Consider the following 11,635-nt stretch of genomic DNA (forward strand, 5'->3'; position numbering starts at 1 on the left):
GGGGCGTCACCGCGACGCCCTCCCCGGCGCCAGGTCGGCGAGGAGTTCGTCCAGCACGGCCTCCTCTTCGACGCGTACACCCATCTCGGCCAGCGCACCCGGCAGTTCGGGGTCCCAGGGTGCGGCGGCGGGGGCGCCGGTCAAGAGTTCCGCGCCGGTCAGACCGGTGGCGGCGCGGCGATAGTCCGCGGCCGTGTAGCGCCAGGGACGCCACGCGATGTGCCGGGCGAGGGTGGCCGCAATCCGGAGGCCGCCCCAGTCGAAGTCGCCGTGGTAGCGGAAGCCGACATCCGGGTCCGGGTCTTCGGTGCGCGTCCCCGCCAGCAGCGTGAGTGCGGCCGTCGATGGCTGTCCCTGCAGGCACACCAAGGGCGGACAGAACGGGCCGTACTCCTCGGCCGCCGCGGACAGGACGGCCGGGTTCTCGCAGATGTACACCGGGCCGGCCACCTCGATGTGGTGCCCACGCGCCAGTTGCCGGAGTGTCAGGACAGCCGGTTCGCCCGTATCGGCGAGCCAGTCCAGGGCCGGGGTACCCCGCAGGTTGAGGGTGAGGACGGTGGAGGAGAGGTCATCGCGCAGCAGTCCGGCGGACGCCCACGCCTCTCGCCGCCACCGGGAACCGCTGCCGTCCGGGAACCCGGTGAGCGCACGGACACCGGACAGGACGAGAGTCGCCAGCGGCGTCCCGTCGTCCAAGGCATGGGCGGATCCGAGCACGCGGGCCGCATAGGCCGGTAGGGAAACGGGCGGGGCAGCGGGCAGGTGGCGCAGCGCCTGCACCGCGTCCGCCACGAGTGCGCGCGCCGTGTCCGGGTCGCCGGACAGCCGTCGCACGAGGCCGCTGCGGGGCAACTGCTCCGTCCAGGAGCGAAGTTCAGTGGGCGCGCCTGCCGCGGCCACCAGATCGTCCAGCGGCCCGTACGCCGATCGCCAGGCCCGCTCCTCGCGCATCCGGGTGGCGGCGAGTGAAGTGACGGCGCCGGTGAGTGCGACGACGGCCGGAGCAAGGCCGCCCGGGCTGGCTCCGGAACGCCGCAGGAGCGCGTCGACGACATCGAGTCGCACGCTGAGGCTGCGCCCGCCGACCCGCGGCGGACGCCCCAAGAGCCGCTCCGCTGCGGCCTGTTGAGCGGGGGTGGGGGCGGTCAGGCTGACGCTCCCGGTGAGGAGCTCGTCCCGTTCGAGGCGCCGCCGCGCACGGTCGAGCAGCCACGCAAGATCGGGGTCGCCGAGCAGGCGTCGCAGGCGGGGGCCGTCGACGGGAGGTACGGCCTGCCCGTCCGGAGCGGGCGCTGCCCAAGTGGGCCCGGGCGGCGCCGAAAAGCTCGACTCCGGCCTCAGCTCCTGGCCCTGCTGGTGCCGTGGCTGCTCGCTCAGTCCCACAGCGACTCCTGGGCCGCATCGGCGTCGACTGCCCCGACAAATCCGCCGCTGTACTCGGAGGCTTTGGGCCCTCCCGGTACGGCCCGGGGGCCAGGCACGACGGGTATGAGCGCCGCGCGCGGGTCCGGGCCTCTCTCCCGCCGCGCGCCGTTCCACTCCCACCGACTGACCAGCACGGCGGCGACCTCGTCGATCCTGGACAGCTGCGCGATGGCGACGCCCGGCACCTGCGGATAGCACGCCCACTCGCGCTCGCTGGTCATCACCACGTCCAGGTCGAAGGCGTGCAGCAGACCGAGGCACTTGGCGCGCGAGTCGTCGTCGACGCCCGCGAACGCCTCGTCGAGTGTGACCAGACGCGGCGCCTGTGGATTGCTCGCCGTCTGGTAGTGCGAGGACGCGGCGGCGAACAGCGGCACCGACACGGCCAGGACACGTTCACCGCCGGAAGCGGGTCCGGTCGCCGGCACCCACTTGCCATGCTGGTGGCGCTCGATGCCGAACTCGTGCCAAGAGCGGTAGTCGAGCGCCTCGGTCAGGTACTCCAGCCAGCTTCCCGCACTGTCGCCCTCCTGCTGCGCCGCGATCTGTGTCTGGAGGAACTCGCCGACGGCGGCGCGGTCCTCGGTCGACCACGCGTCAGCAGACTGCCGCAGGAGTTCGCGGGCCCTGGCAAGCCCGGCCGGCGCCTTGCGGGACGGGCGCCACACCAGGCGCAGCCGCATACCTGTGGAGGTGGGCCGATCCTCGAGTTCGGCATTCATCGCCACCACCTGCCGCTCCGCAGCACCGATCAGCTCCTGCAGCGTTCCCGCGACCTCGGTGAGCAGGTATGTCTCCAGGATCTCGCGCTCGTGCGCGGACAGGATCCGCTGGAGTTCGGCCACCTCGGCGGTGAGCGCCCCGGCAAGCGCGGGCACGGCGCGTTCACTACCCTGGTACACGATGTCGACGACCATGCCGTCCTCGACCATCCGCGCCGACGCGGAGTGCCCGTGCCGGGAGAGGGCGTCCTGAAGTGCCTTGTACTCCTCGTTCAGGCGCTTCTGTACGCGCTCCCACGCCCCGTCCGAGCTGTCGACCGAGCCCAGTTCCTGCTCGACGGCGCGGGCGAGCGCGATCGCGGGAGTCGGCGCCCAGGGCCCGGAGTGCTGGTCGGGGACGTCGAGTTCGGGCTGCGCGACAATGAGCAGGCCGGTGCCGACGAACCTCTGGAACGCGGCGATGGCGTCCGCACGCTGGGCCGTGGCCGCCGTGATGTCCTCCTGGAGCTGCTCGATGCGGCCCTCGGCCTTGTCCGCGAGGCGCTGCGCGGTGGTGTGCGCCTCGCGCGCTCTCCGCTCGTCTTCTGCGCAGGTGCGCAGTGCGTCGGCGGTTTCGGCGAGGCGGCGCTCCAGATCGGCGACGGCGGCACCGACCGTGGAACGGAGGGTGAGGTGGCGTTCATCGGCGGCGGCTGCCAGGCGCACCGCCTCCTCGGCGCGCGAGGCGAACGCCTCGGCGCGCTCGGCAGCCTGTCCGGTCTCGGCCCGCTCCTCGGCCAACGCGCTCGCGGCCTCGCCGCGTTCGCGTAGCTCGGGCCAGAGAGCGGCGAGCACGAGGGCGTGGCCGGTGAGCCCCTGGCGCACGGCATCGAGTCCTTCACGGTCCGCGGGAAGCCCCAAGTCGGCCGCCGTGTCGTCGAGTTCGCGGTCCGCCGACTCGGCGTACTCGATGGCGCGAGCCAGTCGTCGGGCCTGCTCGGCGTGGCGCTCCCCGGCCCGCTGGGCGGCCGCTGCGGCCGTGCCGGCATGGGCGTAAGCCTGGCGCAGAGGTGCATCGTCGGGCAGCGCGGCGAGTTCGGTGTCGAGGGTCCGGCGGCGGGCCTGAACACGTCTGCCGGCTTCCTCGATGCGACTCAACTGCTCGCTCGTGTACTCCAATTCGGCAACGACGACGGCAATGCGCGCACGGCGCGCCGCCTCGCGGGCCCCCTCCCCCACGTACGCGGCGGCCGGCTTGGTCCAGCGGCCGGTGAGAGCACCGACACGGAAGCGGCCGTCGGCACTGACGGCCGTGAGAACGCCCGCGCTCTCAGCGGAGTCCTCGATGGCCCGCGCGTCCAGGGCGATGGAGCGCAGCAGTCGGTCGACCGCCGCTTCGGACACGGCGGTCGCGCCCGCGTCCGCGTGGTCGATCGCGGGCCGCAGCACGTCGGCGAGGGTCGGTCCGGCCAACGGGGCAGAGGCGCGTACGAGGACGTCCTCCGTGTCGACGGTGGTCATGGCGCTGCCGTCGGGCAGCACCCAGGCGTCGAGCAGCCCGGACGCCTCGAGAGCCGCTTCGAGTCCGGCTCGCGCGTCGGCGTCGAGCCCCGAGGCGTCCGCGCTGTCGTCACGAAAGTCGACGAGTCGCCACAGCGGGGCTCCCTGCCGCCCTTCCCGCACGCCGTCGCCACGTGTGTACGGCGCGGACGGCCCGCGCTGACCGCCCGCCTCCAACTGCTGGTGTTCACGACGTAGTTCGGATTCCGCCGAGCGCAGGGCCGCTTCCCTCTGCGCGTTGCCGGCCGCCGCGTCGGCCAGTTCGGCGGCACGCACACGCTGGGCGGCACCCACGGCGGCCCGGGCGGGCGACGGGCCGTTCAGGTGGCCGGTCCAGTCCTGGAGGCGGTCGAGCATCCCGGTCTGGTCGTCGACCATCAACTCCGTGCATTCGGCGAGGTGTCCGCGCACGGATTGAACGAGGTCCCGTCCGCGGTCCTCGGCCGCCGCGTCCGCCTCGGCTCTCAGCTCGGCGGTGTGGGTGACTTCCTCCTCCGTCTCGTCGGCGCGGTGCGCGGCCGCGAGCCGCTCGGCGGAAGCCTCTTCCACGCGTGTGGCGAGGGCGTCGACGTGCGCGACGGTGCGGTGACGCCGCTCCACCTCCCCCCCGGCGGCCTTGCGCAGCTCCGCGAGCGGCGCGCCGTCGACGCGGATGTCGGTGGTGATGCGGGCGGCCCGGGCCGTGTCCGTGGCGCGCGACAGGGTCTCGGCCACGCGCTCCTCGACAGCCCGAAGCCGGCCGGCGGCCGCGTTCTCCCGCTCGAGGGCACGCTGGTGCAGGGCCTCGGCCTCAGCGCGGTCGCGCGCCACTTGTGCGGCGTCGGCCGCCGTGCGGTGCGCGTCGGCGGCGGCCTGTTCCAGGGCGCGTGCGTCGCGCATTTCGGGGCCTTCGCGCAGCGCGGTGTCCTGCGCGGCAAGACGGGCGGCAGTCTCGTCGAGCACGGCGAGCCGCGCGGACGCCGCCTCGCGGGCCGTCTCCGCCGCCGCCTTCTCGGCCTGGTGCCGGTTCAGGTCGCGGTTGAGGGTCTCGTACCGCACGTGTTCCTCACGCGGGAGACGGGCACGACGGCGGGAGGCGACGCGGGCGTAGCGGCGGTAGTGGTCGAGGAAGGCGGTCGCGGCGCGCTCCGCCTCACCGGCGGCACGCAATTCGTCCTTCTCCTCGTCGAGGGACCGGAACGCCTCGGCGACGTCCGCGACGACGGCCTGATCCATCGGCGGCAGCGCCTCGGTCAACGCCCGTGACAGGGCCGCCTCGTTGGGCCGCTTGGACAGCTGCGGCTGGCGGAGCTGGACGAGCAGGTCGACAAGGGCGGTGTAGCGCTGTTCCCCCAGTCCGAACAGGGCCTCGTCGACGGCCCGCCGGTACGCCTTGGCCGTGTCGTGGACCATGCCGTGCCCGGCGACGGCCTCGGCGAGCCGCTCCCGGGACAGCGCGGTGCGGGTGGCGTCCAGCAGGTTCAGGTCGCGCCCGATGCGCTGGTCGGTGACGGCGAACCAGTGGCGGGCGATGCCGCGCCCGGCGACCGCCTTCAGGCCGCACAGGAGCGTGCGGAAGTGTGCCTCGCCCGTGGTCTCGTCGACGCGGCCGAACTCGATCCAGGTGTAGCCGAGCCGTTCGGAGTGCGGGTGCTCGCCGCCGAGCAGGAGGTTCCACTCCATGCGCTTGTGCGGGTCGCCGTCCGGTTCGACACGGCGTGCGGAAAGGTCGCCGTCCAGGAGGAACGGCAGTGTCAGGGCCAGGACCTTGGACTTTCCGGTGCCGTTGTTGCCGCGCAGCAAAAGCCGCCCGTCACGGAACCAGAACTCCTCGTCGTCGTAGTAGAAGAGGTCGACGAGCCCGATCCGCAGCGGCTTCCAGCGCCCAGGGGCCGGTTCGGGGAGGTCCTTGAGGGGCTGGCCGGCGGCCGGCGCGGCGGGGTCGGTCATGGTCACAGGCCCTTCCGGGGTGTGGCGGTGCGGGTGGTGCGGGTGTCGAGCACGACGGTCTCGCCGACGGCGTAGCGGGCGAGCGCGGGCCGCGCGCGCACCGTGGTGCCGTCGCGCGTGATGAGGCCCAGGGCTTCGAGCCGGGTGACGGCTCGCTCGACGAGTTCGGGTTCGGCACCCGGTTCCTTCGCGGTCTTGGCCCAGTAACTGCCGTGCTCGGTGGCGAGCTCACGTACGCGCACGTGCAGCGTGGCCAGAGTGACGGGCTTGTCCTGGGCGGCGAGATGCTCGGCGAGGAGCAGGGTGATGTGGCCGTTGGTGCCCTGCTCGGGCATGCGCACGTCTGTCAGGTCGTCCTTCGGGTCGACCATCGCGATGCCCTCGGCCCGCACCTCCGCGACGAGCCCGGTCAGTTCGGTGATGCGCGCGGTGAGGAAGGAACGCTGACGGGTCAGATACGACAACTCCGCGTCGGTGAGTTCGTCGTAGTAGAGAACGGGGTCGTCGAGCAGGCGACGAGTGAGGGTGTGCCGGGTGGCACGGAAGCGCAGGTCGTCGCTGTCGAGGGCGGTCTCCGCGGTGAGCGCGGCGAGGCGCTCCTCGAACGTGGAGGCACTGACGAGCGAGGGGCCGTTGCGCGTGGCGAGCAGCCCGGCGAGCACGCGGCGCTCGACGTCGTAGAGGACGTCCCCGGCGCCGTTGACGTACGCGTCCTCGTCCCCGGCGACCCGGCGCAGCACTCCGAGGCGCAGCAGCAGGCGCACGACGGCGGCGAGGTCGAGGCGTTCGTCGCGCCGGTCCAGGGTGAACTCGATTCCTGTGGCGACCAGTTGGGGATCGGCGGCGTCGAGGACGATGTGGTCGGCGAGTCGACCGAGGGCGATCTGTGCCTCGCCGCGCTCCAAGGCAGCGAGGGCGAGGCACAACAGGACGTAGCGGCGCCGCGTGAAGGGGCGGGCCGCGGCGTTCGGCTCACGCGCGGGGTGGGTGGCGTCGTGCCGGGTACCGGGGGCCTTGCGCAGGCGGGCGGCCTGCGCGTCGACCTGGAGCGACCAGCCGGTGTTGCGGTCGAACCAGTCCCGCAGGTCGTCGGCGTGCCCGCGCACCAGCCGGAATTCGTCCGCGTACGGGCCCGTGGCGAGCAGCAACGGCTCGTTGAGCAGGGCCCGCGCGGCCCGCTGGAAGTCGGCTGCGCGCTGCCCGTCGAGGACTTCGGCGAGGGGCGTGGTCATCTGACAGCCCCTTCCGTGGCCGCGGCCGTGTCGCCGATGGCCAGGTCGACGATCTCCACGAGGTGATCCGGCCCCCGGAAGATCCCGTCCGGCAAGCGGATCTCCGCCTGCCCCGCATCACGAGGCAGGGCGGTCAGGCGGATCTCCATGGCCCCGTCGTTACTGGTCGCGACGGTTTGCGTCATGCCGGGGCGCCATGTGGCGAGGGCGTCACCGAGCAGTTGGAGGAAGAGCCGGAAGGCGAGCGTGTCGAGTTCACCGAGCCGGGAGAGGCGTATCTCCCCGTCGGTGACGAGCCGGGCGCGCGCGGCGGCCGTCTGCGCGGACTGCTCTGCGGCGAGCGCCGCGAGATGGCTTCGGGCCGCCGAGCGGTCCTCGACCCTGCGGGTCTTGCCACGCCGCTCGTAGCTGCCGGTACGGCGCAGCTGGGGGCTGATACGCAGGGCCGGCGCCTCGGCCCAGGGGGTCGCGGCGGCGACCGGGTCGGCAGCCCGTTCGCTGGCCGTGTCCGCGTCCACGGAGAGGTGCCGGGCCGGGTAGAGGCCGAAGGCGGTGCGCCACAACCGGTGCCGGGCCGCGTCGTCGGGGGCCTCGGCGAACCAGCGGGCCAGCGTACGGAAGTCCGCCGACCGGTCCGAACGGCCGGCCCGGCGGTCGTTCAAGGAACGGACCACCGCGAGGAGTTGAGGGATCGCACCGAGCGCCCGGCCGCGCAGCAGCCGCGCCTGCGATTCCCGCCCGACCTCGGAGACGAACCAGGCGGCGAGCCCGTCCCAGCGCCCGCTCCACCGGTCGTAGGCCAGCTTCTCGGCCCGGTCGGCCTCCTCGGGCGCAGCGTCGCCGGCCTCGCGCGCGGCGGCGATCCTCAGCAGCGGTTCGATGCGCCCTTCCAGCTCTCCGATGAGCCGGGCGATCCGCCCACCGAGGGTGATCAGGTCCTGCACAAACCTCTGGAGGTAGTCGATGAGCTGGTCCTTGTACGCGAGGAACACCTCGACCTCGACGCCGTGGAGGTCGATGGTGCTCTGCAGGGACCCCATGAACGCCCTGGCGTTGTCGGCGAGATCGGTGAACCGGCTGGTGAGGGCGTCGAGGGTGAGATGCACCTTCGCCGGGTCGCCCGCGCCCGCCTCGACATCCGAGGCGATGACCAGCAGGGCCCGCAGCTGCGTGATGATGTCGTGCAACGCGACCGCCTGCAGTGCACCGCGCCGCCCCAGCGCGTTGTCGTACGTCTGCAGCGCTTCTTCGGCGGCCTCGCCCGCCCGTGTCAACTGATAGATGAACCGTTTGCGGTAAAAGTCCTCGACTGCGGTGACGCGCGCGGTGTCGGGGTCGGCCCTCAGGTTCCCCCATCGCACCAGGGTGTCGAGTGCCTGCCCGACCTGGTCGACGTCGGCGGGGCGCCGCTGGGTCGGCAGCATCCCGTGCACGTCCTCGGGGCGCAGGTGTACGGCGAAGCGCTCCTTCGCCTCGAGGAAAGTGCCCATGACGGCGCGATACAGCACGGTGTTCTGCACCGTGAGGTGCGCGAAGGGCGAGTAGTCCTCCGTGTCGGCGTGCGGTGGTGGTTCTTCGATCATCGCCGCCCATTGTCCCCGACGACGCAAGCGCCGGGCCGGGTATTCGCCGCATCACCGCCGGTCACGACTGCCCGGTGGTAGCGCCATGGCCGCGACTACACCACCTGCCGTACCCCCTGGCCCCCGATCCCAGGGTTTTCCCCGTGGCCCAGGGGGTACGGCCGGGTCCATCGTGGAGACACGAAAGCACACGGGGGCTTTCGACACGGGGGACCCGACGGGGGAACAACGGGGAACCCACGGGGGATAACGGGGGACTGGGGGTGCCCGATGCGGGCACCCCCACTGTCTGTGCGCGCTGCGGAGGTACGTCAGGGGCGCGCCGACTCGCTGAGCAGGCGCACGAGTTGGGCCCGCCGGTGCACCCCGTCCAGCTTTCGGTAGATGTTGCCGAGGTGGAACTCGACCGTCTTGACGCTGAGGAAGAGCTGTTCCGCCGCTTCGTGGTTGGTGACTCCGCGGCCCACCGCCAGGGCCACGCGGAGTTCCTGGGGGGTCAGGCCGTCCAGTGGTGTGGGGCCCGAGTCGACGCGGTCGCCGCCCGCGGCGTGGAGTTCGGCGGCGGCGCGGCCCGCCCAGCCGGCCGCGCCGAGGCGATCGAAGGTGGCGAGGGCGCGCTGCAGCCGGCGTCGTGCCTCGCTGCGGCGGCCGAGGCGGCGCAGGAGCTCACCGCACGCGAAGTCGGTCCGTCCCCGCTCGAACGGCGCCTGGATATCGCCGAGTTCGGCGAGCGCCCGGTCCATATGCCGCTCCGCGTAGGCCGGTTCGAGCATGCCCCGGCAGCGGGCGGCCGCCGCGGCGGTGATGGGGCGCCTGCCCCGGCCCGCCTCGTGGTCCAGGACGCGCAGCACCTCGTACGCCTCGTCGGTGCGGTGCAGATGGACGTAGGCCTCGGCGAGGTCGGCGGCCCAGGAGAGATAGAGGCCGTCGCCGCGGCCGTTGGCGAGGGAGAAGGCGCGTACCTCTTCCAGGTGTGTCGCCGCGTCTTCGTAGCGCCCCAGGCCGAGTTCGAGGAGGCCGAGCGCTCCACGCGCGCGTGCCGCGTCCATGGGGAGTTCGGCGGCCGCGGCCAAGGAGCGGCACTGTGCCTCGTGACTGCGGCAGTCCGCCTCCCTGCCCAGGACTGCCTCCGTGCGGGCCTGCGCCGCCAGCGCCCGGCACACCTCGATGACCCGTCCCGTGTCCTCGCCGAGGCGGACGGATTCGTCGGCGTGGGCGAGCGAGGCGTTCCACTCACCGCGCCAGAACTCGACGACGGAGAGCGTGCCGAGGAGGTGGGCGAGGAGGCCGACCGTGCTGGAGGAGCGGGCCGCGTGCACCGCGCGGTCGAGGAGCGCGTGGCCCTGGTCCAGCTCTTCCGTGGCCAGGTAGCACAGGCCGCCGACGCCGGAGACCGGGTAGGGGAAGGACAGGTCCGGTACGGCCAGGGGCTTTTCGAGGTCGTGGAGCAGGGCGCGGCCGTCCTCCGCGTTGCCGCCCAGGAGTTCGACCAGCGCGTGCAGGAGGCGTACCGGCAGGGCCGCCGCCGCGTCACCGAAGGCGTCCGCGAGCTGCATCGATTCGGCGGACGTGGCGCGGGCTGCCGTGAGGTCGCCGATGGCGAGTTCGGTGAGGGTGATGCCGCCGAGCATGACGGCGGCGAGCGAGGGGTCGACGCGGCGGGCCTCGTCGACGGCGGAACGCAGCTGCTCGCGCGCGCGGGCGGGGCGGCCGCGCTGGATGTCCACGTAGCAGCGCAGTTGGCGCAGCTCCAGGCGGGTGCGTTCGTGTGAGGCATGGTCGAGGGCGCGGTCCAGAAGGTCGGCGGACTCGTCGAGCGAGCCCGCGGCCTGGGCGGCGCGGGCGGCGGCGAGCAGGCGGAGCGCCTTGCCCTCGTCGTCGGGGGTGAAGCGGGCGGCGTGGGCGTAGAGGCGGGCGGCGAGCGGGAAGGTGAGGCTGGCGGGGCCGCCGGACGCCGCCTTCGTGAGCGCGGCGGCGACCTCTTCGTCCGGATCGGCGCCCGATTCGGACAGGTGCCAGGCGTAGCGTTCGAGCGCGGCGGGGGCGCGGGCGCCCTGGAGGGCCCGTGCGACGGTGCGGTGGGCGCGCCAGCGGCGGACGGCGGTCGCGCCGTGGTAGACGCCGGAGCGGACGAGCGGGTGCCGGAAGATGTACGCGCCGCCCTCGACCGTCATCAGGCCTGCCCGCTCGGCCGGTTCGAGGTCCGCGTAGGTCAACTCGTGGGCGCGCAGTACCCGTTCGGTTCCGGCGAGCGGGCGGGGGCCGAGGACCGCGAGCAGCAGCATGGCGTCCCGGGTGGGGTCGGGGAGCCGGGTGATGGCGCTGTGGAAGGTCCGGGCGAGGATGTCGCCGATGGGCAACGGAGCGCCGCTGTCGGGGCGGTGGCCGCCGTGGGCGATCAGGGCGGGGAGTTCGACGAGGGCGAGCGGGTTGCCGCGGGCCTCGGACAGCAGCCACTGGACGTCGTGCGGCGGCAGCGGCTCCGCGGCCTCCTCGGCGACGAGTTCGCGGGCCGCCCCGGCATCGAGACCGTGGAGGCTGAGCGACTCCACGGGCGCGAGGCGGGAGGCGGTCTCGTCGGTGTCGCGGGTGGCGAAGAGGGCGACCACGCCCTCGCGGCCCAGACGGCGGGTCGCGAAGGCGAGGGCGTCCAGGGAGTACGGGTCGAGCCATTGGGTGTCGTCGACGACGAGGAGGACCGGACCGGACTCGCTGATCGCGCCCAGCAGGCTGAGCGTTCCGGCGGCGACCGCGAACCGGTCCTGCGCGACGGCGGGCCCCAGGGCGAGGGCGCCGGTGAGAGCCGCGGCCTGCCGTTCGGGGATGCGGTCGAGGTGGTCGGTGACCGGCCGGAACAGGTCCGCGAGCCCCACGTACGGCAGTTCGCGCTCCGTCTCGATGCCCTGCGTGTGCAGCCGCGTGAGGTCACGGGCGACGGATTCGGCGTAACCGAGCAGGCTGGTCTTCCCGATGCCCGCCTCGCCACGGACGACCAGGGCGGCGCTGTGCCCGGTGCGCGCGCCGTCGACGAGGTCCGCGAGGCGCGCGCATTCCGCTGTGCGACCTACCAGCATGCGGTCAGGGTAACCCGCGGTCACGTTGCGGCGTGAGTGGTCAACTGGCCGTTCGCGCGGGCGGGTTGGGCACATCAAGCCCCGCTCCGGGACGAGAGCCGGCGGGTCCCGGGGCAGAGCCCCGGGAC

Annotated in this window: 5 protein-coding genes; all 5 read right to left on the reverse strand. The window is 73.4% G+C overall.

The window, feature by feature from the left end:
- Window positions 1-6 precede the first annotated feature (6 nt).
- The 5 genes from OHA73_RS04230 to OHA73_RS04250 all read right to left on the reverse strand — a co-directional run bounded on the left by OHA73_RS04230 (window position 7) and on the right by OHA73_RS04250 (window position 11,507).
- Window positions 7-1,386 carry a TIGR02679 family protein gene (locus OHA73_RS04230; protein WP_327654216.1) on the reverse strand — a complete coding sequence of 460 codons (1,380 nt, stop codon included), beginning with the start codon at window positions 1,384-1,386 and terminating at the stop codon, window positions 7-9.
- On the reverse strand, window positions 1,377-5,618 hold the full coding sequence (locus OHA73_RS04235) for a TIGR02680 family protein (RefSeq protein ID WP_327654217.1): 4,242 nt from the start codon (window positions 5,616-5,618) through the stop codon (window positions 1,377-1,379). Before OHA73_RS04235 ends, OHA73_RS04230 begins: the two co-directional genes overlap by 10 nt.
- A gap of 2 nt (window positions 5,619-5,620) precedes the next feature.
- Window positions 5,621-6,850: a TIGR02678 family protein gene (locus OHA73_RS04240; protein WP_266717249.1), complete on the reverse strand. Its 1,230-nt coding sequence runs from the start codon at window positions 6,848-6,850 to the stop codon at window positions 5,621-5,623.
- Window positions 6,847-8,433 (reverse strand): TIGR02677 family protein, encoded by a 1,587-nt coding sequence (locus tag OHA73_RS04245; protein ID WP_266717248.1) that lies wholly within the window; start codon window positions 8,431-8,433, stop codon window positions 6,847-6,849. The genes OHA73_RS04240 and OHA73_RS04245 overlap by 4 nt, the downstream gene beginning before the upstream one ends.
- 311 nt (window positions 8,434-8,744) lie before the next feature.
- Window positions 8,745-11,507 (reverse strand): helix-turn-helix transcriptional regulator, encoded by a 2,763-nt coding sequence (locus tag OHA73_RS04250; protein ID WP_327654218.1) that lies wholly within the window; start codon window positions 11,505-11,507, stop codon window positions 8,745-8,747.
- Window positions 11,508-11,635 lie beyond the last annotated feature (128 nt).

Origin of the sequence: Streptomyces sp. NBC_00483, assembly GCF_036013745.1 — a bacterium.
In the GTDB taxonomy this organism is placed as follows: Bacteria; Actinomycetota; Actinomycetes; order Streptomycetales; family Streptomycetaceae; genus Streptomyces.